This is a genomic window from Janibacter terrae NBRC 107853, assembly GCF_001591405.1.
Lineage (GTDB): Bacteria > Actinomycetota > Actinomycetes > Actinomycetales > Dermatophilaceae > Janibacter > Janibacter terrae.
Genome location: NZ_BCUV01000007.1, coordinates 564,394 through 588,096 on the forward strand (window position 1 = coordinate 564,394; position 23,703 = coordinate 588,096).

Annotated in this window: 30 protein-coding genes; 11 read left to right on the forward strand and 19 right to left on the reverse strand. The window is 72.7% G+C overall.

The annotated features are described in order from the left end of the window. Position 1 precedes the first annotated feature (1 nt). The 3 genes from otsB (at position 2) to JT1_RS12325 (ending at position 2,705) form a co-directional block, all read left to right on the forward strand. Positions 2-754 (forward strand): trehalose-phosphatase, encoded by a 753-nt coding sequence (gene otsB / locus JT1_RS12315; RefSeq protein WP_068326859.1) that lies wholly within the window; start codon positions 2-4, stop codon positions 752-754. Positions 755-819: 65 nt separating this feature from the next. Then, complete coding sequence (locus JT1_RS12320; protein ID WP_068326862.1) at positions 820-2,070, forward strand: DUF4032 domain-containing protein; 1,251 nt, start codon at positions 820-822, stop codon at positions 2,068-2,070. Beyond that, the gene (locus tag JT1_RS12325) at positions 2,067-2,705 is read left to right on the forward strand and encodes an RDD family protein (RefSeq protein ID WP_068326864.1); all 639 of its coding nucleotides are present in this window, start codon (positions 2,067-2,069) and stop codon (positions 2,703-2,705) included. Before JT1_RS12320 ends, JT1_RS12325 begins: the two co-directional genes overlap by 4 nt. Before the next feature lie 31 nt (positions 2,706-2,736). Here JT1_RS12325 and rlmB read toward each other — a convergent pair whose 3' ends face one another. Genes rlmB through JT1_RS12345 form a run of 4 tightly spaced genes read right to left on the reverse strand, consistent with a single transcriptional unit; the run spans position 2,737 to position 6,866 of the window. Further along, the gene (gene rlmB / locus JT1_RS12330; protein WP_068326867.1) at positions 2,737-3,678 is read right to left on the reverse strand and encodes a 23S rRNA (guanosine(2251)-2'-O)-methyltransferase RlmB; all 942 of its coding nucleotides are present in this window, start codon (positions 3,676-3,678) and stop codon (positions 2,737-2,739) included. Beyond that, positions 3,678-5,111, reverse strand: coding sequence for a cysteine--tRNA ligase (gene cysS / locus JT1_RS12335; RefSeq protein ID WP_068326870.1), 1,434 nt, complete (start codon positions 5,109-5,111; stop codon positions 3,678-3,680). The genes rlmB and cysS overlap by 1 nt, the downstream gene beginning before the upstream one ends. A 40-nt stretch (positions 5,112-5,151) precedes the next feature. Continuing rightward, the gene (locus tag JT1_RS12340; protein ID WP_068326873.1) at positions 5,152-5,781 is read right to left on the reverse strand and encodes an MBL fold metallo-hydrolase; all 630 of its coding nucleotides are present in this window, start codon (positions 5,779-5,781) and stop codon (positions 5,152-5,154) included. Further along, entirely contained in the window at positions 5,778-6,866 is a 1,089-nt protein-coding gene (locus JT1_RS12345; protein ID WP_068326875.1) for an S-(hydroxymethyl)mycothiol dehydrogenase, read from the reverse strand. Before JT1_RS12345 ends, JT1_RS12340 begins: the two co-directional genes overlap by 4 nt. Before the next feature lie 166 nt (positions 6,867-7,032). Here JT1_RS12345 and JT1_RS12350 point away from each other — a divergent pair, with 166 nt between their 5' ends. From JT1_RS12350 to JT1_RS12360, 3 genes are read left to right on the forward strand one after another with little or no spacing between them, the layout of a single operon-like run. Next, on the forward strand, positions 7,033-7,350 hold the full coding sequence (locus JT1_RS12350; RefSeq protein ID WP_068326879.1) for a transcriptional regulator: 318 nt from the start codon (positions 7,033-7,035) through the stop codon (positions 7,348-7,350). 37 nt (positions 7,351-7,387) lie between these two features. Then, positions 7,388-7,714 (forward strand): hypothetical protein, encoded by a 327-nt coding sequence (locus tag JT1_RS12355; protein WP_068326881.1) that lies wholly within the window; start codon positions 7,388-7,390, stop codon positions 7,712-7,714. Then, a complete protein-coding gene (locus JT1_RS12360; RefSeq protein ID WP_068326884.1) occupies positions 7,711-8,427 on the forward strand; it encodes a type 1 glutamine amidotransferase in 717 nt (238 codons plus the stop codon). Before JT1_RS12355 ends, JT1_RS12360 begins: the two co-directional genes overlap by 4 nt. 16 nt (positions 8,428-8,443) lie before the next feature. Here JT1_RS12360 and ispF read toward each other — a convergent pair whose 3' ends face one another. Beyond that, positions 8,444-8,956: a 2-C-methyl-D-erythritol 2,4-cyclodiphosphate synthase gene (gene ispF, locus JT1_RS12365; RefSeq protein WP_068326887.1), complete on the reverse strand. Its 513-nt coding sequence runs from the start codon at positions 8,954-8,956 to the stop codon at positions 8,444-8,446. 56 nt (positions 8,957-9,012) lie between these two features. Here ispF and JT1_RS12370 point away from each other — a divergent pair, with 56 nt between their 5' ends. Both JT1_RS12370 and JT1_RS12375 read left to right on the forward strand, forming a co-directional pair. Beyond that, positions 9,013-10,083, forward strand: a complete 1,071-nt coding sequence (locus tag JT1_RS12370) for an NAD(P)-binding domain-containing protein (protein WP_068326890.1) — start codon at positions 9,013-9,015, stop codon at positions 10,081-10,083. A 138-nt stretch (positions 10,084-10,221) separates the two neighbouring features. After that, on the forward strand, positions 10,222-11,259 hold the full coding sequence (locus JT1_RS12375) for an IS481 family transposase (protein WP_068321680.1): 1,038 nt from the start codon (positions 10,222-10,224) through the stop codon (positions 11,257-11,259). Between the two features lie 60 nt (positions 11,260-11,319). Here the strand turns inward: JT1_RS12375 and ispD are convergent, their stop codons facing one another. Then, positions 11,320-11,991, reverse strand: a complete 672-nt coding sequence (gene ispD / locus JT1_RS12380; RefSeq protein ID WP_068326893.1) for a 2-C-methyl-D-erythritol 4-phosphate cytidylyltransferase — start codon at positions 11,989-11,991, stop codon at positions 11,320-11,322. 38 nt (positions 11,992-12,029) lie between these two features. Beyond that, positions 12,030-12,512, reverse strand: a complete 483-nt coding sequence (locus tag JT1_RS12385) for a CarD family transcriptional regulator (protein ID WP_068326896.1) — start codon at positions 12,510-12,512, stop codon at positions 12,030-12,032. A gap of 189 nt (positions 12,513-12,701) precedes the next feature. On the opposite strand from JT1_RS12385, the gene JT1_RS12390 reads away from it, so the two are divergent. Beyond that, positions 12,702-13,217 (forward strand): hypothetical protein, encoded by a 516-nt coding sequence (locus tag JT1_RS12390; protein WP_068326899.1) that lies wholly within the window; start codon positions 12,702-12,704, stop codon positions 13,215-13,217. A gap of 95 nt (positions 13,218-13,312) precedes the next feature. Here the strand turns inward: JT1_RS12390 and JT1_RS12395 are convergent, their stop codons facing one another. Together JT1_RS12395 and JT1_RS12400 are read right to left on the reverse strand one after the other, a co-directional pair. Then, positions 13,313-13,993, reverse strand: coding sequence for a response regulator (locus JT1_RS12395; RefSeq protein WP_068326902.1), 681 nt, complete (start codon positions 13,991-13,993; stop codon positions 13,313-13,315). 17 nt (positions 13,994-14,010) lie between these two features. Next, positions 14,011-15,183, reverse strand: a complete 1,173-nt coding sequence (locus tag JT1_RS12400; RefSeq protein ID WP_068326905.1) for a sensor histidine kinase — start codon at positions 15,181-15,183, stop codon at positions 14,011-14,013. A 160-nt stretch (positions 15,184-15,343) separates the two neighbouring features. Here JT1_RS12400 and phoU point away from each other — a divergent pair, with 160 nt between their 5' ends. Then, positions 15,344-16,021 carry a phosphate signaling complex protein PhoU gene (gene phoU / locus JT1_RS12405; protein ID WP_068326909.1) on the forward strand — a complete coding sequence of 226 codons (678 nt, stop codon included), beginning with the start codon at positions 15,344-15,346 and terminating at the stop codon, positions 16,019-16,021. Positions 16,022-16,071: 50 nt separating this feature from the next. Here the strand turns inward: phoU and JT1_RS12410 are convergent, their stop codons facing one another. From JT1_RS12410 to JT1_RS12425, 4 genes are read right to left on the reverse strand one after another with little or no spacing between them, the layout of a single operon-like run. Further along, positions 16,072-16,803 carry a phosphoglyceromutase gene (locus JT1_RS12410; protein WP_068326912.1) on the reverse strand — a complete coding sequence of 244 codons (732 nt, stop codon included), beginning with the start codon at positions 16,801-16,803 and terminating at the stop codon, positions 16,072-16,074. Positions 16,804-16,825: 22 nt separating this feature from the next. Beyond that, positions 16,826-17,347 carry a type III secretion system chaperone family protein gene (locus JT1_RS12415; RefSeq protein ID WP_068326915.1) on the reverse strand — a complete coding sequence of 174 codons (522 nt, stop codon included), beginning with the start codon at positions 17,345-17,347 and terminating at the stop codon, positions 16,826-16,828. After that, positions 17,344-18,588 carry a D-inositol-3-phosphate glycosyltransferase gene (gene mshA / locus JT1_RS12420; RefSeq protein ID WP_068329162.1) on the reverse strand — a complete coding sequence of 415 codons (1,245 nt, stop codon included), beginning with the start codon at positions 18,586-18,588 and terminating at the stop codon, positions 17,344-17,346. The genes JT1_RS12415 and mshA overlap by 4 nt, the downstream gene beginning before the upstream one ends. 34 nt (positions 18,589-18,622) lie before the next feature. Then, complete coding sequence (locus tag JT1_RS12425) at positions 18,623-19,378, reverse strand: hypothetical protein (RefSeq protein WP_169701988.1); 756 nt, start codon at positions 19,376-19,378, stop codon at positions 18,623-18,625. A 60-nt stretch (positions 19,379-19,438) separates the two neighbouring features. On the opposite strand from JT1_RS12425, the gene JT1_RS12430 reads away from it, so the two are divergent. Then, positions 19,439-20,260 carry a methylase gene (locus tag JT1_RS12430; RefSeq protein WP_068326923.1) on the forward strand — a complete coding sequence of 274 codons (822 nt, stop codon included), beginning with the start codon at positions 19,439-19,441 and terminating at the stop codon, positions 20,258-20,260. Here the strand turns inward: JT1_RS12430 and JT1_RS12435 are convergent. The 6 genes from JT1_RS12435 to JT1_RS17965 are packed head-to-tail and all read right to left on the reverse strand — an operon-like array spanning position 20,248 to position 23,666. Continuing rightward, positions 20,248-20,613: a phosphomannose isomerase type II C-terminal cupin domain gene (locus tag JT1_RS12435; RefSeq protein ID WP_068329164.1), complete on the reverse strand. Its 366-nt coding sequence runs from the start codon at positions 20,611-20,613 to the stop codon at positions 20,248-20,250. The two genes, JT1_RS12430 and JT1_RS12435, sit on opposite strands and share 13 nt — an antisense overlap. 58 nt (positions 20,614-20,671) lie before the next feature. Then, complete coding sequence (locus JT1_RS12440) at positions 20,672-20,965, reverse strand: DUF2516 family protein (protein ID WP_068329167.1); 294 nt, start codon at positions 20,963-20,965, stop codon at positions 20,672-20,674. 9 nt (positions 20,966-20,974) lie between these two features. Continuing rightward, positions 20,975-21,403 carry a D-aminoacyl-tRNA deacylase gene (gene dtd / locus JT1_RS12445; RefSeq protein WP_068326926.1) on the reverse strand — a complete coding sequence of 143 codons (429 nt, stop codon included), beginning with the start codon at positions 21,401-21,403 and terminating at the stop codon, positions 20,975-20,977. A gap of 10 nt (positions 21,404-21,413) precedes the next feature. Beyond that, positions 21,414-22,400, reverse strand: a complete 987-nt coding sequence (locus JT1_RS12450; protein ID WP_068326929.1) for an asparaginase — start codon at positions 22,398-22,400, stop codon at positions 21,414-21,416. 16 nt (positions 22,401-22,416) lie between these two features. Beyond that, positions 22,417-23,043 (reverse strand): hypothetical protein, encoded by a 627-nt coding sequence (locus tag JT1_RS12455; protein ID WP_068326932.1) that lies wholly within the window; start codon positions 23,041-23,043, stop codon positions 22,417-22,419. Beyond that, entirely contained in the window at positions 23,040-23,666 is a 627-nt protein-coding gene (locus tag JT1_RS17965; protein WP_082807648.1) for a helix-turn-helix domain-containing protein, read from the reverse strand. The genes JT1_RS12455 and JT1_RS17965 overlap by 4 nt, the downstream gene beginning before the upstream one ends. Between the last annotated feature and the right edge of the window lie 37 nt (positions 23,667-23,703).

The following is a 23,703-nucleotide window of genomic DNA, read 5'->3' on the forward strand; positions in this document are numbered from 1 at the left end:
CGTGCCCCTCCCGCAGGCGGTCACCGCTGCCCTGGCCGCGGTCGCGGCGGTGCCGCGCCTGCTCGTGGCGACCGACTTCGACGGGGTGCTCGCCCCCTTCGTCCTCGACCCGATGGACGCTCGGGCCCAGCCCGGCAGCATCGACGCCCTGACCGCCCTCGCCGCCGCCGCCGACACGTGGGCGGCCGTGGTCTCGGGGCGCGACCTGGCCACGCTCACCGCCCTCACCGGGTTGGAGAGGTCGGCGGTCGCCCGGATCGGCAGCCACGGCGCGGAGTCCAGCTCGGGCGGGGTGCTCCCGGAGGGCACCGATGCCGCCGTCGCCGCGCTGCGCGGCCACGTCACGGCGACCGTCGCGACCCGCGAGCCGCGGATCCGCCTGGAGCACAAGCCGACCGCCGTCGTCCTGCACACCCGCGGGCTGCCCGAGGAGGTCCTGCCGATCGCCGCAGCGATCGCCGAGGAGGCCGCCCGGCACGACGGGGTCACGCATCTCGCCGGCAAGGGCGTGCACGAGCTGAGCGTCCTGCGCGCCGACAAGGGCACCGCGCTGCGCGCGCTCGCCACCGAGCTCGGCGTCGACGCCACCGTCTACCTCGGCGACGACGTGACCGACGAGCACGCCTTCGCGGTCCTGACCGGGGACGACCTCGGCATCAAGGTCGGTCCGGGCGAGACCGCCGCCACGTTGCGCATCGAGGACTGCACGCTCGTGCCCGCCGTCCTCGCCGAGCTGGCCCGGCTGCGCGGCTGAGCGCTCCGCCCCCTTCGCCCCCGCCTCCTGCGCCACACTGGGGGGATCGACGGAGGGAGGCACCCGTGCCCCTGGACATCTCGGCGGCGCGCCCGGACCCCGCCCTGCTCGACCTGCCGTGGTCGGTCCCGCTCGAGGAGTGGCCGCAGGAGCGCCTGGCCGCGCTCCCGCGCGGCATCTCCCGGCACGTGGTGCGGTTCGTGCGACTCTCCGGCGGGGTCATCGCGGTGAAGGAGATCAAGGCCGAGCTCGCGCGCAACGAGTACCGGCTGCTCCGGCTGCTGCGCCGCCTCGACCTGCCGTGCGTCGAGCCGCTCGCGGTCGTCTCCGGGCGCACCGACGCGGAGGGGCACCCGCTCGACGCCTGCCTCATCACCCGGCACCTGCAGTTCTCCCTCCCCTACCGGGTGCTCTTCAGCCAGCACCTGCGCGAGGACACGGGCGTGCGCCTGGCCGACGCGCTCGCGGTGCTGCTCGTGCGACTGCACCTCGCGGGCTTCTTCTGGGGCGACGTCTCGCTGTCCAACACCCTCTTCCGGCGCGACGCGGGGGCCTTCACCGCCTACCTCGTCGACGCCGAGACCGGTGAGCTGCACGACTCGCTGAGCACCGGGCAGCGCGAGCACGACCTCGACCTCGCCCAGACCAACATCGCCGGCGAGCTCATGGACCTCGCCGCCGGCGGCTACCTGCCGGAGACGCTCGACCCGGTCGCGGTCGCTCACGACGTCATCGAGCGCTACCGCGGCCTGTGGGACGAGCTCACGGGCGACGAGTGGTTCGAGGTCGGCGACCGCTGGCGGGTCGACGAGCGCATCCGCCGGCTCAACCTGCTCGGCTTCGACGTCGACGAGCTGGAGATGTCGACCGACCTCGACGGCACCCACCTGCGCATCGAGCCCAAGGTCGTCGACGCCGGGCACCACTCGCGGCGGCTGCTGCGCCTCACCGGCCTCGACGTCGAGGAGAACCAGGCGCGGCGCCTGCTCAACGACCTCGACTCCTACCGGGCGGCCATGGACCGCCAGGGTGACGACGAGGCGCTCGTCGCGCACGAGTGGCTCGACCGCGTCTACGAGCCGACCGCACGACGCATCCCGCCGCAGCTGCGCGCCAAGCTGGAGCCGGCCGAGATCTTCCACGAGATCCTCGAGCACCGTTGGTACATGGCCGAACGCGTGGGGCACGATGTCCCCATCGAGGACGCCATCGCGGAGTACCTGCGGGACGTCCTGCCGAGCAAGCCCGACGAGCAGGCGGTGCTGGGGACGGACACCCAGCTGCTGCCCGTCGTCGACGACGAGAGGCAGACATGACGGATCCGACGCAGGGCACGCCGTACGGGGGCGCGCCGTACGGAGGTGCGCCGCAGCCGCCGACCGGGTCACCCCAGCCGCCGCCCTTCCCGCAGGGCCGCACCCCGGACCAGCCGGGATCGCTCGCCTGGGTGGAGCAGCGCTACGGCAGGTCGGCGACCTTCGCCGACCGGATCCTCCCCGGGATCATCGACGCCGCTCTCAGCTTCACCGCGGCCGTCATCCCGATGGTCATCGGCATCTCGCTCATCGTCGCCGGCATGCCCGACACCTACGACTGCGGCGGCTACTCCTCCAGCAGCTGCGAGGTCCCGGGCAGCGGCTCCGGCGCGCTCGTGGGCCTCGGCGTCCTCATGCTCCTGCTGAGCGTCCTCGCCGGCCTGGCGATGATCGCGTGGAACCGCGTGTGGCGCGTGACGAAGACGGGTCAGAGCATCGGCAAGAAGGTCACCGGCCTGAAGATCATCAACTCCGGGACGGGCGCCAACCCCGAGCTCGGCCCGGCGGCCCTGCGCGAGCTGGTCCACCAGTTCGCCGGCATCATCAGCTGGATCTGGATGCTCGTCGACGACGACGACCGCACCCTGGCCGACATCGTCGGCAAGACGCACGTCATCCACGCACCCAAGGCCTGAGCCCGGCCCCCGTGGCGCAGGGTGGGCCTGCTCAGGCCCCCCTGCGCAGCCGGGCGACCTCGTAGAGGGTGACGCCGGCGGCGATCCCGGCGTTGAGCGACTCGGTCGTGCTGACCATCGGGATCGAGACGATCTGGTCGCAGGTCTCGCGCACGAGCCGCGACAGGCCCTTGCCCTCGGAGCCCACGACGACGACGAGCGGCGAGGTCGCCAGCTCGAGGCCGGGCAGCTCGACGTCACCCTCCATGTCGAGGCCGATGACGAAGAACCCGGCCTTGCGGTAGTCCTCGAGCGCCCGCACGAGGTTGCTCGCCTGCGCCACCGGCACGCGAGCGGCGGCGCCGGCCGAGGTCTTCCACGCGGAGGCCGTCATTCCGGCGCTGCGCCGCTGCGGGACGACGACGCCGTGACCGCCGAAGGCGCCCACGGACCGCACGATGGCGCCGAGGTTGCGCGGGTCCGTGATGCCGTCGAGCGCGACGACGAGCGGGACGCCCGGCAGCTGCGAGTCGACGAAGTCCTGCGGGTGCGCGTACTCGTACGGCGGCACCTGGGCGGCGAGGCCCTGGTGGACCGCCCCGTCGGTGAGCCGGTCGAGCTCACCGCGCGGGGTCTCCATGATCGGGATGCCGGCCTCGGCCGCGATCGTCAGGGCCTCGCGGACCCGGTCGTCGCTGTCGATGCGGTTGGCGATGTACATCGTCGAGATCGGCACCTCGGTGCGCAGCGCCTCGACGACGGAGTTGCGGCCGGCGATCATCTCGGTCGAGCCGGACTTCTTGCGACCGGCGGAGGGGCGTGCCGGGCGCTTGTCCGCGGGCTTGTAGGCCTTGTGGTTGGGGCGCTCGTGGGCCTTGGGCGTGGGTCCCTTGCCCTCGAGGCCGCGGCGACGTTGCCCGCCGGACCCGACCTGCGGGCCCTTCTTGGACCCGGTGCGACGCACCGCTCCACGGCGTGAGCTGTTACCAGTCATCAGTGGTCCTTCCTGGCGAGGCTCCACCGCGCGCCGCGCGGGGTGTCCTCGATGGTGATGCCCGCGGCGACGAGTGCGTCGCGGATCTGGTCGGCGGTGTCGAAGTCGCGCGCGGCACGGGCCTTGGCGCGGGCCTCGACCTGCAGCTGCACGAGCGCGTCGAGGGCCACGGTGAGGTCACCCTCGCGGCTACCCCCGGCACCACCCCACGTCGCCGACAGCGGGTTGATCCCGAGGACGTCGGTCATCGCGACGACCGTGGCGGCGATCTCGGCGGCCTCGTCCCGTCCCCCTTCGTCCAGCGCGGTGTTGCCGGCCCGCACGGTCTCGTGGATGACCGCGAGTGCCCCCGCGACACCGAGGTCGTCGTCCATCGACGCGGCGAACTCGGCCGGCAGCTCGACGGCCGGGTCGGCCTCGAGCACCGACTGGCCGGGCAGCGCCCGGCGCAGGAAGCCCTCGATCCGCTCGACGGCGGCTCCGGCCTCCTCGAGGGAGCCCGGGTGGTACTCGATCATCGAGCGGTAGTGCGCGGCGGTGAGGAAGTAGCGCACGGTGAGCGGGTCGTGCTCCTGCACCAGGTGCTGGACCTCGAGGGCGTTGCCGAGGGACTTGCCCATCTTCTCGCCCCTGACCGTCACCCAGCCGTTGTGCAGCCAGTAGCCGGCGAAGCCGAGCCCGGCGGCGCGCGACTGGGCCTGCTCGTTCTCGTGGTGCGGGAAGCGCAGGTCGATGCCGCCACCGTGGATGTCGAAGGTGTCGCCGAGGTACTTGCGAGCCATGGCGGAGCACTCGAGGTGCCAGCCGGGGCGGCCGGGGCCGTAGGGGGTGGGCCACGTGGCGGTCCCGGGCTCGTCGTCCTTGCGGCCCTTCCACAGGGCGAAGTCGCGCGGGTCGCGCTTGCCGCGCGGGTCCGCATCGTCGGCGGCGACCATGTCGTCGAGGCCCTGGTTGGACAGCTCGCCGTAGTCGGCCCAGCTCTTGACGTCGAAGTAGACGTCCCCGCTGCCGTCGGCCGCCGGGTAGGCGTGCCCGCGCTCGACGAGGGTGTCGACGAGCTGGACCATCTCGGGGATGTGGCCGGTGGCGCGCGGCTCGTACGTCGGCGGCAGCACACCGAGCAGCTCGAGGGCCTGGGTCGTGTAGCGCTCGTTGCGGTAGCTGAGCGCCCACCACTCCTCGCCGGACTCGGCCGCCTTGCGCAGGATCTTGTCGTCGATGTCGGTGACATTGCGCACGAGCGTCACGTCGTAGCCGTGGCCGCGCACGAGCCAGCGCCGCAGCACGTCGAAGGAGACGGCGAAGCGCAGGTGGCCGATGTGCGGCGCGCCCTGCGTCGTGAGACCGCAGATGTACATCCCCACCCGACCGGGGGTCACGGGGACGAAGTCGCGCTGGGTGCGCGTGGCGGTGTCGAAGAGCTGCAGGGTCACGGGCCCAAGGTTAACCGCCACGCGCCGCCGCGCCGACGGCTCAGTGCCCGCGGTCGAGCCACTCCTGCACGTGCGGTGCCTCCGCGCCGATCGTCGTGTCGTCCCCGTGGCCGGTGTGGACGACGGTGGCCGGGGGCAGGACGAGCAGCTCCTCGCGGATCGACTCGACGATCGTCGGGAAGTCGGAGAACGAGCGGCCGGTCGCGCCGGGACCCCCCTGGAAGAGGGTGTCCCCGGAGAAGAGGACCCCGAGACCGGGGGCGTGCAGGCAGCAGGCACCGGGCGCGTGGCCCGGCGTGTGCAGCACGGTGAGCTCGGTGCCGGCGACGGTGATGACCTGACCGTGGGCGAGTGCGCCGTCGGGGGCCCGGTCGGGGTAGGTCATCTCCCACAGCGGCGCCTCGTCGGGGTGCAGCCAGATCGGGGCGCCCTTGGCATCCGCGACCTCGGCCGCCGCGTTGACGTGGTCGTTGTGGGCGTGGGTGCTCACGACGGCCACGAGCGTCCGGTCGCCGATCGCCTCGAGGATCGGGGCGGCCTCGTGGCCGGCGTCGATGACGATGCACTCCGCGTCGTCGCCGACGACCCACACGTTGTTGTCGACCTCCCAGGACCCGCCGTCGAGCTCGAAGGTGCCCGAGGTGACGACCTTGTCGATGCGCGCCGTCACAGGACCACGACCGATCGCAGCACGTCACCGGAGTGCATCTTGTCGAAGGCGGACTCGATGTCGCCCAGCCCGATCCGCTCGGTGACGAAGGCGTCGAGGTCGAAGCGGCCCTGGCGGTAGAGGTCGACGAGCATCGGGAAGTCGCGGCTCGGCAGGCAGTCGCCGTACCAGCTGGACTTCAGCGACCCACCGCGACCGAAGATCTCGATCATCGGGAGGGTGACCTCCTTGTCGGGGGTCGGCACGCCGACGAGCACGAGGCGCCCGGCGAGATCTCGGGCGTAGAAGGCCTGCTCGTAGGTCTGCGGCAGGCCGACCGCCTCGACGACGACGTCCGCGCCGAAGCCACCGGTGAGCTCGCGGACCCGCTCGACGGTGTCCTCGGTGCTCGCGTCGACGGTGTGCGTGGCGCCGAAGCCCTTGGCGATCTCGAGCTTGCGGGGGTCGGTGTCGACGGCGATGATCGTCGTCGCGCCGGCGACCTGCGCGCCCGCGATGGCCGCGTTGCCGACGCCGCCGCAGCCGATGACGGCGATCGACTCGCCGCGGGTGACCTCGCCGGTGTTGACCGCCGCGCCGAAGCCGGCCATGACGCCGCAGCCGAGCAGGCCCACGGCGGCCGCGTCGGCCTCGCCGTCGACCTTGGTGCACTGGCCGGCGGCGACGAGGGTCTTCTCCGCGAAGGCGCCGATCCCGAGGGCCGGGGTGAGCTCCTCGCCGGTCTCGGCGATGGTCATCCGCTGGGTGGCGTTGTGGGTGTCGAAGCAGTACTGGGGCTTGCCCTTGAGGCAGGCGCGGCACTGGCCGCACACGGCGCGCCAGTTGAGGATGACGAAGTCGCCCGGCGCGACGTCGGTGACACCCTCGCCGACGGCCTCGACGACGCCGGCCGCCTCGTGGCCGAGGAGGAAGGGGAACTCGTCGTTGATCCCGCCCTCGCGGTAGTGCAGGTCGGTGTGGCACACCCCGCAGGAGTGCACCTGGACGACGGCCTCGCCGGGTCCGGGGTCGGGGACGACGATGTCGACGAGCTCGACGTCGGCTCCCTTCGAGCGGGCGATGACTGCCTTGACGGTCTGCGGCACGACGCGACTCCCTTCGCTGGTGGGCCGGGTGGCCCGATCTCTGCCCCCATCGTGGCCCACGGGCGAAGGGGGACGACAGCCGCGGGTCCGGGGTGGCCGCGGATCCGCCTGCGGCGGCGGGCGAGCGGCGTCTTGCCGCCGAGGCAAGTCACCTACTCTGGGTGCCATGCCTCGGCCGATCTTCGACCCGGTGGTGCACCAGCCGCACCGGCTGCAGATCTGTGCCCTGCTGGCGCCGACGCGGGGCCTGCCCTTCGCCGAGGTCCGCGACGAGATCGGCCTGTCGGACTCCGCGCTGAGCAAGCACCTGCGCAGCCTCGAGGCCGAGGGCTACGTCACGGTGGGGCGGGAGCTGACGGACGGTCGGCGCACGACGCGAGTGACCCTCACTCCCGCCGGCCGCGAGGCCCTGTGCGGTCACGTCTCCGAGCTGCAGCGGCTCGCCCGGCTCGCGTCGCCGCGGCCCCGCGTCAGGACGGCCTGACGCACCCCGCGCCCGGCGGCGACATAGGGTGGCGCGCATGGGCCTCGACCACCAGTTCACCTACCTGCTGACGCAGCTCGGCTGGTCGCTCCCGGCCATGATCACCGTGGCCGTGATCGGCGTGATCGCCCTGGTGCGCCGCGACGCCGGTCTCTGGTGGAAGCTCGTCGTCAGTGGTGCCGCCGTGCTCGTGATCGGGCAGCTCATGAGCGCCTTCGGCACCTTCCTCATCATGCAGCTCGACCGCGGCTACCAGTTCCACTGGCTCGTGTCGGCGCCGGCCCTGCTGCTGAACGTGGTCGGGCTCGGCCTCCTCGGCGCGGGGGCCGTCACCGGGCGGCGGGCGCCGACGACCACCCGATGAGCCTCCTCGTCATCCAGCACCAGGAGACCTGCCCACCGGCACTCGTCGGGACCTGGCTCACCGAGGCCGGCGTCGAGCTCGACGTCCGGCGCCCCTACGTCGGCGACGCGCTGCCGAGTGACCTCGAGCAGCACGACGGCCTGCTCGTCCTCGGGGGCGAGATGGGCTGTCGCGACGACGACGTGGCCCCGTGGCTGCCGACCGTGCGCGAGCTGATCCGCACGGCCGCGGAGCGGGCGACCCCGACCATGGGCATCTGCCTCGGGCACCAGCTCGCGGCCGTCGCGCTCGGCGGCGACGTCGCGCGCAACCCGCGCGGCCGCACGATCGGCGTGTGCACCGTGAGCGACACCGGGCACCTCGCGGGCGACCCGGTCCTCGGCAGCACGACCGGTGCCCCCGTCGCGCAGTGGAACGACGACATCGTCACAGCCCTGCCCGAGGGTGCGGTCGCCCTCGCCGACAACGAGCACGGCGACCTGCTCCTCGCCCGTCTCGCACCGACCGTCTGGGGCGTGCAGGGGCACCCGGAGGCCGACCTCCCCGTCGTCGCCCGCTGGGCGGCCAAGGAGCCCGACACCCCGGCCGTGTCCGGCACCGACGTGCCCACCGCACTGGCCGAGGTCGAGCAGGCGCAGCCGCGCGTGGCCGAGGCCTGGCGTCCCGTCGTCGGGGCCTTCGTCCGCGAGCTCGCCGACCGCCGCAGGACCTGAGTCCTCCCCTTCGCCCTCAGGCGGGGACGACGAGCGCGGTCGCGACCGCGGCCGCCCCCTCGCCCCGACCCGTCAGGCCGAGCCCGTCGGTCGTCGTGCCGCTGACGCTCACCGGCGCGCCGCAGGCCGCCGACATGGCCTCCTGGGCCTCCTCACGGCGGGTGCCGATCTTGGGCCGGTTGCCGATGACCTGCACGGCGATGTTGCCGATCTCGTAGCCCGCTGCCCGCACGAGCCGGGCCGCCTCTGCGAGCAGCCTTGCGCCGGAAGCGCCCTCGAGCTCGGCGCGCCCGGTCCCGAAGTGCGTGCCGAGGTCGCCGATCCCGGCCGCGGAGAAGAGCGCGTCGCACGCGGCGTGGCAGGCGACGTCCGCGTCGGAGTGGCCCTCGAGCCCGACCTCGCCGGGCCACAGCAGACCGGCGACCCAGAGCTGGCGCCCCGACTCGGGGGCCGCGAGGGCGTGGACGTCGACGCCGATCCCGGTCCGTGGCAGCCGACCGACGCCGTCGATGTGGTGGTTCGCAGTCATGACGGCAGTGTCGCAGCCGCAGGGATCAACGCGTCGCGACCGGGCGTTGCACGAGCGTGGAGACCCTCGACTCGCTCGTCATCGGCGCCGGCCAGGGCGGTCTGTCCGCGTCCTTCCACCTGCGCCGTCTCGGCATCGACCACGTCGTCCTGGACGGCAACGAGCGGGCGGGCGGCGCGTGGCAGCACCGCTGGGACTCGCTGTCGATGGACGACGTGCACGGGGTCGCCGACCTGCCCGACGCCCCTGCCCCGGGCGGCTCCGCCGACCGGGCCAACGAGGTCATCGCGCGGTGGTTCGACGAGTACGAGCAGACCCACGACCTGCCCGTCCTGCGGCCCGTCCGCGTCGACCGGGTCACCGACGAGGACGGCCTGCTCGTCGTCCACGCGGGCGCGCGGACCTGGACCACGCGGACGCTCGTCAACGCGACGGGGACGTGGACGCACCCCTTCGTGCCGACGTACCCGGGCCAGCGGGACTTCGCCGGGGAGCAGTGGCACACGGTTGCCTACCCGGGCGCCGAGCACTTCCGCGGCATGCAGGTCGTCGTCGTCGGTGGCGGCGCCTCGGCCGTGCAGTTCATCGGCGAGATCGCACCGATCGCCGAGGTCACCTGGGTGACGCGGCGCGAGCCGGTGTGGAACCCGCAGTTCTCCGGCCGGGACGCCGTCGAGCTCGTCGAGCGCCGAGTGCGCGAAGGGAGGCCCCCCGCCAGCGTCGTGTCCGTCACGGGCCTGGCGCTGCGCCCCCAGGAGATGACCGCGGCACGCACCGGCGTCTACGGGCGGCGTCGACCGATGTTCGAGCGGGTCGAGCGTGACGGGGTGCGTTGGGCGGACGGGAGCTTCGCCGCCGCCGACGCGATCCTGTGGGCCACGGGGTTCCGCCCCGCGATCCGGCACCTCGCCCCCCTTCGCCTGCGCAGCGCCGCGGGCGGCATCGCCCTGCTGCCCGGCAGCCGGGACGTGCAGACCTCCGTCACGAGCGCGGTCGACCCCCGCGTGCAGCTCGTGGGCTACGGGCCGTCGGCGAGCACGATCGGCGGCAACCGCGCCGGCCGCGCCGCGGCTCTCGCCGTGCGGCGCCAGCTCTCCGCCGCCCCACCAGCGGACCTGCGCACCTGAGCCCTGCATTCCCCTAGGTGTTGCGGGGCATGAGGTTGGTGACACGAGGAGGGGCGTAACAGGGCGGGCAGGTCCCCGTGGCGACAGGATGAGGGTGTCAAAGCCGTTCATCACGAGCCAGCCAAAGGAACCTGCCCTGTGTCCCACGCTAATGCCCCGATGACCCCTGGTGGTCGCCTACGTCTGATCGAGCGAGTGCTGGGTCAGGCCAATGATGAGGCCGGCCCGCGGCCGATCGCGCACGTCGCAGCCGAGGCCGCGATCTCACGCCAGTGCCTGTCCAAATGGGTAGCCCGCTACCGCGAGCACGGCGAGGAAGGGCTGCACGACCGCTCCAGCCGGCCACAACGCTCCCCGAGCGCGACTGCCGAACCGGTGGTCGAGCGGATCATCGAGCTGCGGCGCCGTAAGTGGTCCGCGCGGCGCATCCATCTGGCGCTGGCCGATGAGGGCACGAATGTGGCGGTGTGCACCATCGCCCGGATCCTGCGCCGCGAGGGCTTGAACCGGCTGCGGGACCTGGACGTCGACGGGCAGCCCCTGCGCCAGCAGCCCGCCGGCAAGATCATCGCGCGCTACCCCGGGCACATGATCCACCTGGACGTGAAGAAGGTCGGACGCATCCCGCCCGGGGGCGGGTGGCGCGTCCACGGCCGCGGCTCGGACGCTGACCGGGCCCGCGGCCTGCGAGGACACCACCGCGGCGCCAAGGTGGGCTACACCTACCTGCACTCGGCCGTGGACGGCTTCACCCGGATGGTCTACACCGAGGCCCACGACGACGAGAGCGCCGCGACCGCGATCGCGTTCCTGGCCCGCGCCCGGGTCTTCTTCGCCGCGCACGGCATCACCCGCATCACCCGCATCGTCACCGACAACGGGTCCTGTTACCGCGCCAAGAACTTCACCCGCTCGGTGCTCTCCTTCGCCTCGAAACACAAGCGGATCAAGCCCTACACGCCCAAGCACAACGGCAAGGTCGAGCGCTACCAGCAGACCATGGCCCGCGAGGTCCTCTACGCCGACGCCTACCCCTCCGAAGAAGCCCGCCGACGACAGCTACAGATCTGGGTGACCCACTACAACTACCATCGCCCACACAGCGCCATCGGGGACCAACCCCCAGCCAGCCGCGCCAAGACCCGTGTCACCAAGGTCATGCCCAGTTACACCTAGGGCAATGCGCGCCTGAACCTGCATTCCCCTAGGGCAATGCAGGAAGGGGGGAGGACGGACTCAGCCGGACGCGGCCAGGAGGCGCTCGGCGCGGGCGAGGTCCTCGGGGGTCGTGATCTTGAGCGCGCGGGGGTCGCCCTCGACGACGACCACGTCGTGGCCGAGGGCCTCGACGAGGGCCGCGTCATCGGTGGCGAGGACTCCGGCGGCGTGGGCGGCGGCGAGGACCGCGCGGTCGAAGCCCTGGGGGGTCTGCACGGCGCGCAGGCTCTCGCGCACCGGCGTCGACGTGATGACCCCGCGCTCGTCGACGACCTTGATCGTGTCGACGACCGGCAGCCCGGGGATCGCGCCGGCAGCACCTGTCGCGACCGCGGCGACGACCCGGTCGAAGACCGCGACGGGCGTGAGGCACCGGGCGGCGTCGTGCACGAGGACCATCGTCACCCGCTCGGAGAGCGCGTCGAGCCCGCGGGCGACGGACTCGGTCCGCTCGGCGCCACCGGCGACCACGGCCACCCCGACGTCCTGCGCGGGGACCCGCTCGACGATCTGGCGGGCGGGTGCGAGCTGCGCCTGCGGCACGACGAGGACGACCTCGGCGGGTCCGGCGGCGAGCACCCCTCGGAGGGCGTGCTCGAGGATGGTCGCGCCGGCGAGCTCGACGAAGGCCTTGGGCCGGTCGGCCCCGAGGCGGGTCCCCGAGCCGGCCGCGACGACGACGACGCCCACACCGGGAGCGGTGCGGGCGTCGTCGGTCAGGTGTGTGCTCAGGAAGCCAGGACCTCGTCGAGGATGACCTCGGCCTTGTCCTCGTCCGTCTTCTCGGCGAGCGCGAGCTCGGAGACGAGGATCTGGCGCGCCTTGGCCAGCATCCGCTTCTCACCGGCGGACAGGCCCCGGTCCTTCTCACGGCGCCACAGGTCGCGGACGACCTCGGCCACCTTGATGACGTCACCGGAGGCCAGCTTCTCGAGGTTCGCCTTGTAGCGACGGGACCAGTTCGTCGGCTCCTCGGCGTGCGGCGTGCGCAGCACCTCGAAGACGCGGTCCAAGCCCTCCTTGCCCACGACGTCGCGGACACCCACGAGGTCGCAGTTCTCGGCGGGCACCTCGATGGTCAGGTCACCCTGGGCCACCTTGAGCTTGAGGTACTGCTTGTCCTCACCCTTGATCGTTCGGATCTTGATCTCTTCGATCAGAGCAGCCCCGTGGTGGGGGTACACGACCGTCTCGCCGACCTTGAAAACCATGTGGAGATTTCCCCTTTCGCGACCTCCAGAATATCACGGCGTGTCGTGGGTCGCACCGGCGCTCACGGCACCACAATGGCCCTCCGCGCCCGCGCACCTCCGCGCCTAGGGGCCGGGCAGGCGAGGGCGCGCGTGGGGTGTGCCGCACCGGTACCCACCTCCGAGGACGCCCCCGCTAGGCTGTGCCCCGTGAAGCGCAACCTCGTCACCCGCAGCCGCGCCGTCCTCGTGGCCCTCGCCCTCGCGGCCGGCACTGCCGGCTGCTCGGTCAACTCCCCCTTCCAGACGGCCGAGACCATGTCCTTGGGCGATGGCGTCCCCGTCGACCTCGAGAGCGCCCAGGTGCGCAACCTCGCCCTCGTCAGCGGGGGCCAGGGCGGCGAGGCCACGGTCACCGGCACCGTGGAGAACACCTCCGGCAAGCCGCTCACCTTCTCCCTCAGCGTCGGCGACGCCTCGGTCAGGACCCGCATCCCCGCGCACCAGACGGTCTCGCTCAGCGAGGACAAGCACCTCACGCTCGACAAGGTCGACGCCGGCCCCGGCGACATGACCGACGCGGAGGTCTCCGACGGCTCCGAGACCACGCCGGTGAGCGTCCCCGTCCTCGACCCGGCCGGCTACTACGAGGACTACGCCCCCGAGGGCTGGACCCCGACCCCCGGTCCGACGAAGGCCGACGACGGCGAGTCCGAGGGCCACTGACCCACGGGCGAACGACCCGCTCGGCACCACGCACCGGAGGCCGGTACCCGCGACGGGTACCGGCCTCCGGTGCGTCAGGACGAAGGGGGGAACCCTCAGCCCTCGAACTTGTAGCCCAGGCCGCGCACGGTGACGATGTGGACCGGCTTGGCCGGGTCCGGCTCGATCTTGGCGCGCAGCCGCTTGATGTGGACGTCGAGGGTCTTGGTGTCGCCGACGTAGTCGCTGCCCCACACCCGATCGATGATCTGCACGCGGGTGAGCACCCGGCCCACGTTGCGCAGGAGCATCTCGAGCAGCTCGAACTCCTTGAGCGGCAGCTGCACCTGGGTGCCGTTGACGGAGACGACGTGACGGTCGATGTCCATGCGCACCGGGCCGCCCTCGATCGTCGCGGGCAGCAGCTCCTCGGGCTCGCTGTTGCGACGCAGCACCGCCTTGACGCGCGCGAGCAGCTCACGCGAGCTGTAGGGCTTGGTGACGTAGTCGTCGGCACCGATCTCGAGCCCGACGACCTTGTCGATCTCGCCGTCCTTGGCGGTCAGCATGATCACCGGGACGTTGGACCGCTGCCGGATGGCCCGGCACACGTCGATGCCGGACAGCCCGGGGAGCATGAGGTCCAGGAGCACGAGGTCGGCACCGTCCGCGTCGAAGGCCGAGATCGCGTCGGGCCCGGTCTCGGCGACCTCGACGTCGTATCCCTCCTTGTCGAGCAGATAGGACAGGGGGTCCGAGAAGGACACCTCGTCCTCGACCACGAGGATGCGTGTCATCAGCGGCTCTCCTTCATTCAGGGGGTGGTGGGTGAGGGGGTGACGGGAGGCGCGGGGCGCTCGACCTCGAGGGTCTCCGGGGCGACGGGCAGGCGGATGGTGAAGGTCGAGCCGTGCGCGCCGTCGCTCCACACCTGGATGTCGCCGCCGTGGTTGGCGCAGATGTGCTTGACGATCGACAGCCCCAGCCCGGTCCCCCCGGTAGCGCGTGACCGGGCGGCGTCCATCCGGTAGAAGCGCTCGAAGATCCGCGTCTGCTCGTGCTCGGGGATCCCGGGCCCCTGGTCGGTCACGGCGATCTCCACGGTGTCGCCCTGCAGGCGGGCGCCGACGCCGACCGCCGTCCCGGGGTCGGAGTAGGAGATCGCATTGCCGACGAGGTTGCGCACGGCCGTGATGAGCATGTCCTCGTCGCCCCGGACGTAGAGCTCCTCGGAGACCTTGTCGGTCAGGGTGATGTCCTTGGCCTCGGCCTCGATGCGCAGGTGCTCCAGCGCGAGGGCCACGACGTCCTCGACGTCGACGAGCTGCGGGTCCTGCAGGACAGGGGTGCCCTGGAGCCGCGAGAGCTCGACGATCTCCTTGATCAGGCTCGACAGGCGGGTGGCTTCGCCCTGCATCCGCCGGGCGAAGCGGTCGACGGCCTCGGGGTCGTCCTTGGCGTCCATGACGGCCTCGGCGAGCAGCGAGATGCCACCGACGGGGGTCTTGAGCTCGTGGCTGACGTTGGCGACGAAGTCGCGCCGGGTCTCCTCGAGCCGGCGGCCCTGGGTCTGGTCGTCGACGAGGAGCAGCAGGTGGTCGGCGCCGAGCGGGGCCACGCGGGCCGAGACGTAGACGACGGAGCTCAGGCCCGGGCGGGCGATCTCCAGCTGGGCGTCACGGATCACGTCGTCGCGCGCGACCTGCTCGACCATGGTGGAGATCGCCGGGTGGGCCAGACGACCGTTGCGGACGAGGCCGTAGCTGACTGCCGCGGGTGAGTTGGTGACGACCCGCCCGGTCCGGTCGAGCACGACCCCGGACGAGCGCAGCACGGCGAGGACGTCGCCGACGCCCCGCGGCACCTCCGGCTCCGGCTCCGGTGGCACAGCGCGCTCGCGATCGCTGAAGTCGATCGCCGCCCAGACGAGGAAGCCGATGAGCAGGCCGGCGATGCCACCGAGAATTGCCGCTGTCGTTGGCTCCACGTCACCGAGGGTACTTCTCCGGTGGGGCATGCTGGGACCGGGTGGCCGGGCACCGCACGGTCCTCCGCGGAGTTCACCTGCTCGCCCGACGACGTTCACCCGGACGAGGTCTCATGGGGCCGGGACACCCCTCTTCCACCACCGATCACAGGAGCTGCCGATGCGTCAGGTCTTCCACGACGAGCTGGAGCAGGTCGCCGCCGACCTCGTCGAGCTCGCCCACCTCGTCGCGGGCGCCATCCGCCAGTCGACGGCCGCCCTCCTCGACGCCGACGTGCAGGTCGCCGACGCGGTGATCGCCGCGGACCAGGAGATCGACCGGCGTCGCAACGAGCTCGACCAGCGGTCGATCGACCTGCTCGCGCGCCAGGCCCCCGTCGCGAGCGACCTGCGCACGGTCGTCGCCTCGATGCGCATCTCCGGCGACCTCGAGCGCATGGGCGACCTCGCCCGCCACGTCGCGCAGGTGGTGCGCCTGCGCTATCCCGAGAACGCGATCCCGGACGAGGTGCGCGAGTCCTTCGCGAGCATGGGACGCGCCGCGGAGGAGATCGTCGCACGTGCCGCCGACACCATCCGCACCCAGGACGCCTACGGTGCCCGCGCCATCGAGCAGATCGACGACCGCCTCGACGAGCTGCACCGCGACATGTTCACCCAGCTGGCCGAGGGCACCTGGCAGCACGGCACGACGCGGGCCGTCGACGCCGCGCTGCTCAGCCGCTACTACGAGCGCTTCGGCGACCACGCCGTGACGATCGCCCGTCGGGTCGGCTTCCTCGTCACCGGTGAGTTCCACCCTTCCGACGACGCCCTCGACGTCGACGACGGCGTCTGAGCCGAGCGCCCACGGCCCCGCGCCCGAGACGGGGTCCCGACCGGGTCTCGCTACCTGCCCTGGTTGGCGACGGCGGCGGCCTCGGCAGCCGCGGCCTCCGGGTCGAGGTACTCGGCCGGACGCGTCGGCATGAAGTCCTCGCCGAGGTCGTAGACGAGCGGCATGCCGGTCGGGATGTTGAGCCCGGCGATGTCCTCGTCGCTGATGCCGTCGAGGTGCTTGACGAGAGCGCGCAGCGAGTTGCCGTGCGCGGTGACCAGGACGGTGCGGCCGGTGGCGAGGTCCTCGCGGATCGGACCCTCCCAGTACGGCATGAGGCGCTCGATGACGTCCTTGAGGCACTCGGTGCGCGGCACCTCCAGGCCCGCGTAGCGCGGGTCGTCCGTCTGCGCGAACTCGTTGTCGACGTCGATGGCCGGCGGCGGGGTGTCGAAGCTGCGCCGCCAGAGCATGAACTGCTCCTCGCCGTACTTCTCCCGCGTCGCGGCCTTGTCGAGCCCCTGCAGCGCACCGTAGTGGCGCTCGTTGAGCCGCCAGTCGCGCCGCACCGGGATCCAGTGGCGGTCGGCGGCGTCGAGGGCGAGGTTGGCGGTGGTGATGGCCCGGCGCAGGACGGAGGTGTGCACGACGTCGGGGAGGATGCCCGCCTCCTTCATCAGCTCGCCGCCGCGCACCGCCTCGGCGCGTCCCCGGTCGATGAGGTCGACGTCGACCCATCCGGTGAAGAGGTTCTTCTCGTTCCAGTCGGAACGGCCGTGGCGCAGCAGGATCAGAGTCGACATGGGCACAGCGTATCGACGCCCGTCAGGCCTCGGCGGGGCCGTCCGTGCGCTCGAGCACGGCCCGGAATGCCTCGAGGTTGCGCAGCGACTCGCCGCGCGAGACGCGCCAGTCCCACTCCTTCTGCATCGAGGACCGGAACCCGAGGAGCAGCAGCTCGTTGAAGGGTGCGTCGGCCGCCTCGAGCACCACCCCGAGCACCTGGTCGACGAGCTCGTCGGTCACCGCGCGAAGGGGGATCCGCCCGCCGACGTAGACGTCACCGGAGGCATCGATGGAGTACGCGAGGAGGGGCATGCGCAGGTTGCGGCGCAGGAGGTAGCGGTAGAACTCCTCGTGGTTCTCGTCCGCGTTGCGGATGACGAAGGCCGAGACCGACAGCGCGTTGTCGCCGACGACGAGGGAGACGACGGTCTTGAGCTTCTTGTCCCCCGGCAGGGTGACGACGAGCTCGCCGTCGCGGGCACCCCCTTCGTGCTCGAGGTCGGCGTCGGTCACGACTCGGGTGACGACCGCCAGGGCCTGCTCACGATCGGACGTGGTCATCGGGAGACCTCCAGGGTGGTCGCGGACGTGCGCTCGGCGACGGCGTCGCCGTAGACGTCGAGCAGCCGGTCGACGGTGCTCGACCAGCCGAAGGCCTCGGCGTGCCGGCGCGCGCGCGAGCGCAGGTCCGCGGCCCGCTCGGGGTCCTCGAGGACGGTGAGGAGCTCGTCGGCCCAGCGGCGCGGGTCGTGCCCCGGCACGAGGACGCCCGCGTCGCCGACGGCGGTGGGCAGGCCACCCACCTCGGCCGCGAGGACCACCGCGCCGGAGGCCAGCGCCTCGATGGCGACGAGGCCGAAGGACTCGGTGTACGAGGGGACGGTGACGACGTCCGCGGCGCGGTACCAGTCGGCCAGCTCGGTGCGGGTCGACGGCGGCGCGAGGTGGAGCACGTCGGAGACGCCGAGCTCCTCACCGAGCAGCCGCAGGCGGTCCGGGGCCGCGAGCCCGCGGCCGGAGGCGCCGCCGAGCACGGCGACGACGAGGCGATCGCGCAGGCCGGGACGGCGCTCGAGCAGCTCGGCGGCCGCCCGCACGAGCACGTCCGGTGCCTTGAGTGGCTGGATGCGCCCGACGAAGAGCAGGACGACCGCGTCGCGGGCGATGCCGACCCGCTCACGGGCGGCGTCCCGGTCACCCGGCGTGAAGATGTCGAGGTCGACGCCCGGCGGCACGACGACGACCTTCGCCGGGTCCGCGTCGTAGTACTCGACGAGCTCGCTCGCCTCCCGCTCGGTGTTGGCCAGGAGCCGGTCGGCGATGTCGACGACCTGCGACTCGCCGATCTCGCGCCCGGCCGGCTCGGGGACGTCGTCCTCGGCCAGCTGGCGGTTCTTCACCCGGGCCATCGTGTGCATCGTGTGCACGAGCGGGACCTGCCACCGCTCGGCGACGAGCCACCCGACCTGCCCCGAGAGCCAGTAGTGCGAGTGCGCGACGTCGTAGTGGCCCGCGGGCACCATGGCGATCTCACGCATGATCCCGGCGGCGAAGGCGCACAGCTGCCCGGGCAGGTCCTCCTTGACCAGGCCCTCGTAGGGCCCGGCGTCGACGTGGCGCACGGTGACCCCGGGGAACATCTCGACCTCGTCGGGCAGGTCCGCTGCGGTGCGCCGGGTGAAGATGACGACCTCGACCCCGCGCCTCGCCAGCTCGCGGGCGGCCTCGACGACGTAGACGTTGAGGCCGCCGGCGTCACCCGTACCCGGCTGCGCCAGCGGCGAGGTGTGCACGCTGATCATCGCGACCCGGCGGACCTCCCGGCCGCTCGTGTGCTCACTCACTCTCGATCACCCTTCGGTAGCTCGTCACGGACAGCGTCGCCGACGGGGACCACGCGTGCAGGTCGGTGTGGCCCATCCGACGCAGGTCGACACCCCGGTGCGACCCCTCGGGACCGATGCCGACCAGGGTCCCGAGCTCGGTGCGGTACGCATCGCGCACGGGTGCCGGCCCGTCCCCGACCCACCACGCGCGCTTGCGGAGCGGCTGCTCCGGCAGGCCCGGCTGGCGGCCGACCGTGCCGAGCTCCTGGGCGGAGTGCACGACGACGGCGTCGGCCCCCTTCGCCGTGACCTCGAGGGTGAGGTACGAGCCGACGTACCGGACGGTGACGGTCGCGGGCAGCTCGCGGTCGTCGCCGGTGAGCCGGCCCGACCACGTGGCCTCCCCCGGCTGGATCGACAGGCGATCGATCTCGAGGTTGCTCAGCGCGTGCGAGATCTCCTCGTGGCGCTCCGTGCCGCGGCCCTCGACCTCGCCCTGCAGCGCGGAGACCGGCGAGCCGCCGCGCACCGTGCGGAAGAGCAGGCTGCCGCGGTTGGTCAGGCGCAACCCGCTCCCGTCGAGCTGGACCGCGCGCCCCTCGCCGAGGGTGACGACCCCGCTCGCCTCGGGCGCCACGACGAGCAGCCCGGGCTGCACCGGACGGACCCCCGAGTCACGGCCGAGGGCGGGCGGGACCCAGATGCTCAGGGCCAGCAGGAGGGCACCGCTCAGGGAGAGGAGCAGGGCCACCATGCTCCAGCTCACCCTCCGGTCCGCGTGCCACACCCCATCACCCTAGTTCGGCGCGGCGCCTACGCTGCCGACGTGCCCACCCAGCGCCCCCTCGGCAACATCACGCGCGGCACGACCAACCCCAACCGGTTGCGTCGGTGCGACCGCTGGCTGCTCGCGACCCACCGCGACCGCCTGACGAAGGGGGGACCTCCACACCTCGTCGACCTCGGCCACGGCGCGAGCGGCGTGACGACCGTCGAGTGGGCGGACCGGCTGGCCCCGGTGCGGCCGGACCTGCACGTCACCGGCCTGGAGATCGACCCGGAGCGGGTCGCCGCGGCCCAGGCGTGGGCGCGGTCGGGGGTGGACTTCGCACTCGGCGGCTTCGAGGTGCCGCTGCCCGGGGACGCCGACGCGCGGGTGGTGCGCGCCTTCAACGTGCTGCGCCAGTACGACGAGACCGAGGTCGAGGGACCCTGGCGCACGATGATCGACCGGCTCGACCCGCTCGGGATCCTCGTCGAGGGCACGTGCGACGAGCTGGGGCGCCTCGGCAGCTGGATCACGCTCGACGCGACCGGTCCGCTCACCCTGACCCTCTCGTGGCGGCTGCGCGACCTCGACGCGCAGCGCCTGCCCTCCGTCGTCGCCGAGCGGCTGCCCAAGGCGCTCATCCACCGCAACATCCCGGGCGAGCCGGTGCACGACCTGCTCCGGCTGCTCGACGACGCGTGGCGGCGGGCCTCCCCCTTCGCCCCCTACGGCGCGCGGCAGCAGGCCGTGGCCGCCTGCACGGAGGTCGCGGAGCGGGTGGCGGTCCTCGGCGACCCGGCGCGCTGGCGCCTCGGCGAGCTGACCCTCCCGTGGGCGGTCGTCACCCCGCGGAGCGGTCCGCTGGCTCAGCGCTGGTAGTCGTCCTCGAGGCGCTCGATGTCGTCCTCGTCGAACTCGCCGTACCCGATCTCCAGGACCCGGGCGGGCCGGTCCGAGGTGTTGCCCATGCGGTGCCTGGCCCCCACGGGGACCCAGATCTGCTCACCCGGCTGGGCGCTCCACGAGTCCTCGCCGACGGTGACGTCGATCGGGCCGTCGAGGACCTGCCAGAACTCGGCCCGGCGCTCGTGCGTCTGCAGCGACAGCCGGTGGCCGGGGTCGACCGTGATGACCTTGACCGTCGACGGCTCGTTGCAGGTGAACTGCTGGAAGCCACCCCACGGGCGCTCCGAGACGAACATGCCCTCTCGAGGGTCCGGCAGATGGCTCACGTATTCCCCTTGGCTGGTGGTGCGGTGCACGGTCGTGTGCCCGGTCATTGTGCCCGACTCAGCGACGCCGACCCATGACCTCGTCGATGGCGGGGCGCACGTCCGCGAGGTAGACGCCGGCGATGACGATGCCGATGATCGCGAGGATGCCGATGCCCCCGAGGGCCGCGAGGCCCATGAGCGTCGCGATCGCGAGCGCGACGACCCAGAAGACCTTGGTCTGCTTGCTGGTCGCGACGAAGGCGTCCGGGCGCTGGCGCACCGCGTGCACGAGGGCGAAGACCTCCGCGCACAGCGCGAGCAGTCCGAGTACCAGGACGATCCATCCCTGGATCTGGCCGAAGATGTCCACCGCCACAGACTAGGCGGGCACGTCCAGGACGATGGTCACCGGACCGTCCCCGTGGACGTCGAGCGCCATCTGCGCGCCGAACCGGCCCGTCGCCACCTCGATCCCCCGCTCCCGCAGGCCGGCGACGACGGCCTCGACGACCGGCTCCGCGACGGACCCGGGGGCGGCGGCGTTCCAGGAGGGGCGGCGCCCCTTGCGCACGTCGGCGTGGAGGGTGAACTGGCTGACGACGAGCACCGCTGCGCCGCAGTCGGTCACCGACTGCTCGTCGCGCATGATCCGCAGCTCGGTGATCTTGCGCACGGTGGTCGCGACCTCCTCCGGCCCGTCGTCGTGCGTGACACCGACGAGGGCGACGAGCCCGGTCCCGATCTCGCCGACGACCTCGCCGGCGACGGTGACCCGGGCCGAGGTGACCCGCTGCAGGACGGTCCTCATGCCGTGCCCGTCACGCGCCCAGGCCGACGACCTCGACGGCCCCGACGGGCCGGCCGTGGCCGAGGACGGGCTGGTCGGCGAGCGCGCGCAGACCGGGGGTGTCGACCCCGAGCTCGAGGAGGGCGTGCGCGAGCAGGCCCTGCCGGGCGCGGGCGACGGGAGCCCCGTCGGCGACCTTGACCGCGACCCCGCGACCGTCGGGCAGCCCTGCCGCGTAGACGGACTCGGCGCCGTCCTTGGCGATGAGTCCGGGCACGGCCTCCATGAAGGCGGTGACGTCCCGACCGGTGCCGCCGACCATGTGCGGCGCGGCACGCATGGCGGCCGCGACCCTCCCTTCGTCGCTCTCGGCACCGGCGGAGGCGAGGTGCCCGAAGGACGCCGCCAGGCCCGACAGCGGGACGGCGAAGAGCGGTGCGCCGCAGCCGTCCACGGTCGTGTGCGAGACGGGGCCGACGACCTCGGCCGTCGTCGCAGCGATCGCCTGCTGGAGGGGGTGCCCGGGGTCGAGGTAGTCCTCGATGGGCCAGCCGTTGACGCGGCAGGTGACGAGCATGCCCGCGTGCTTGCCGGAGCAGTCCTGGGCGACCGGTGCGGGGGCGGTGCCGGCGACGAGCCAGCGCGCGTGCTCGAGCTCGCCGAGCGGCAGGGCGGGCGTGTTCTGCAGCGCGGTGAGGTCGAGGTCGACGCGCGCGAGGATCTCGGCGACGGCCTCGCGGTGGACCTCCTCCGCGGAGTGGCTCGAGCACACGAGGGCGAGCAGGTGCGGCGGGAGGTCGAGGCCGTGACGGACCATCGCGAGGGCCTGGACCGGCTTGAGCGAGGAGCGCGGCAGGACGGGGTCGTCCACCCGGCCGTGGCGAAGGGGGGTCCCCCCGGCAGCGTCGGTCGCGACGAGCGTCGCGCGGTGGGCGGACTCGACGAAGCCCCCGCGGGTCACGTGGACCAGCACGGGGGCGTCGTCGAGGGCGGTGGGGTCAGGAGCCTGGGCGGTCACCCGCCGGAGGCTACCGTCAGTCGCCGACCTTGTCGGCAGCCTTGTCAGCAGCCACGGCGGTCTTGGCGGCCGTCGTCTTGGCGGCGGTCGCGGTCGACTTGGTCGCGGTGCGGGTGCGGGCCGCGGCCTTCTTGGTGGTCGTGGAGGTGCGCTTGGCGGCGGTCGTGGTGCGCTTGGCCGAGGTGGAGACGGCCTTCTTCGCCTTGGCGGTGTCGACCTTGACGTCGACGTCCACGGAGTCGACGACGGCGTCGGCGGCCTTGGCGGCCTCCTTGCGACCGATGGTCAGGGTGGCCTTGGCGGACCGCTCGACGTCGGCGACGGCCTTCTTGACCGTGGTGACGGCGCCCTTGCCCAGCGCGACGGTGGACTCGGCCTGGCCGACGAGGTCCTTGGTGGCCTTCTGGTTGCGGATGCGGGTCACGAGTGCCTCGCCACGCTTGGCGAGGTCGGCGTAGTAGGCCTGCGCGTCGGCCGGGGCGGACTTGACGCGCGCCTGGACCTTCTTGGGCTCGAGCTCGGCGCGCAGGGCGGCGAGCTGGGTGGTGTAGCCGCGGACGGTCTCGACGGTGAGGTCGGTCGCGCCGATCGTGGCGTAGGTCTGGTCGGTGACGACCTTCTTGACGGTGGTGGTGACGCTCATGAGGTTCTCCTTGTGGTGCTCGTACGGGACGAGGTCGTGGTCGAACGCCCGGCAGACTTCTTCGCCGCCGAGGTCTTCGAGCGCGACGTCGTCGTCGAGCCCTTGGTGCCGGCCGCCTTCCCCCGGGCGGGGGACGCGGCCTTCTTCTGCGCGGGGGCCGGGGTGGCCCCCTTCGCCTGCCTGGCGGCCTTGTGGGTCGCCCGCGACCGAGGGGTCGGCCGGGAGGGCTCCGCCGGGTCGAGCGCCGCAGCGCCCGCCCCGACGAAGGACTCGTAGATCTCGAGCAGGGTCTGTCGCTGGCGCGCCGTGAGCGCGGGATCGGTGCGGATGGCCGCGCGGGTCGTCGCCCCGGCCTCCGCCGCCGCGTCCTTGGGGTCGAGCAGACCCGCCTGGACGTAGAGGGTCTCGGCGGAGATCGACAGCCCCCGGGCGATCTGCTGGAGGATCTCGGCGCTCGGCCGCTTGACCCCTCGTTCGATCTGACTCAGGTAGGGGTTGGAGACACCGGCGAGTGCCGACAGCTGCCGCACGGAGAGCTTGGCGAGCAGGCGCTGCTCGCGCAGGTAGTCCCCCAGGTTGTTGCCCAACGCACCGGGCAGGCCCTCGAGCGGGTTCTTCGACATGACTCCATTGTGCTTGCCATGGTTAGCACGTGCAAGC

Coding starts and splice junctions, on each gene's coding strand:
- JT1_RS17965 (WP_082807648.1), bottom strand. CDS start 23,666: ATGTCGAAGAACCCGCTCGAGGGCCTGCCCGGTGCGTTGGGCAACAAC.
- JT1_RS12395 (WP_068326902.1), bottom strand. CDS start 13,993: ATGACACGCATCCTCGTGGTCGAGGACGAGGTGTCCTTCTCGGACCCC.
- JT1_RS12325 (WP_068326864.1), top strand. CDS start 2,067: ATGACGGATCCGACGCAGGGCACGCCGTACGGGGGCGCGCCGTACGGA.
- JT1_RS12350 (WP_068326879.1), top strand. CDS start 7,033: ATGCCTCGGCCGATCTTCGACCCGGTGGTGCACCAGCCGCACCGGCTG.
- dtd (WP_068326926.1), bottom strand. CDS start 21,403: ATGAGGACCGTCCTGCAGCGGGTCACCTCGGCCCGGGTCACCGTCGCC.
- ispF (WP_068326887.1), bottom strand. CDS start 8,956: ATGACTGCGAACCACCACATCGACGGCGTCGGTCGGCTGCCACGGACC.
- rlmB (WP_068326867.1), bottom strand. CDS start 3,678: ATGACTGGTAACAGCTCACGCCGTGGAGCGGTGCGTCGCACCGGGTCC.
- mshA (WP_068329162.1), bottom strand. CDS start 18,588: ATGATCAGCGTGCACACCTCGCCGCTGGCGCAGCCGGGTACGGGTGAC.
- JT1_RS12410 (WP_068326912.1), bottom strand. CDS start 16,803: ATGTCGACTCTGATCCTGCTGCGCCACGGCCGTTCCGACTGGAACGAG.
- phoU (WP_068326909.1), top strand. CDS start 15,344: ATGCGTCAGGTCTTCCACGACGAGCTGGAGCAGGTCGCCGCCGACCTC.
- JT1_RS12360 (WP_068326884.1), top strand. CDS start 7,711: ATGAGCCTCCTCGTCATCCAGCACCAGGAGACCTGCCCACCGGCACTC.
- JT1_RS12355 (WP_068326881.1), top strand. CDS start 7,388: ATGGGCCTCGACCACCAGTTCACCTACCTGCTGACGCAGCTCGGCTGG.
- JT1_RS12385 (WP_068326896.1), bottom strand. CDS start 12,512: ATGGTTTTCAAGGTCGGCGAGACGGTCGTGTACCCCCACCACGGGGCT.
- JT1_RS12455 (WP_068326932.1), bottom strand. CDS start 23,043: ATGAGCGTCACCACCACCGTCAAGAAGGTCGTCACCGACCAGACCTAC.
- JT1_RS12415 (WP_068326915.1), bottom strand. CDS start 17,347: ATGACCACGTCCGATCGTGAGCAGGCCCTGGCGGTCGTCACCCGAGTC.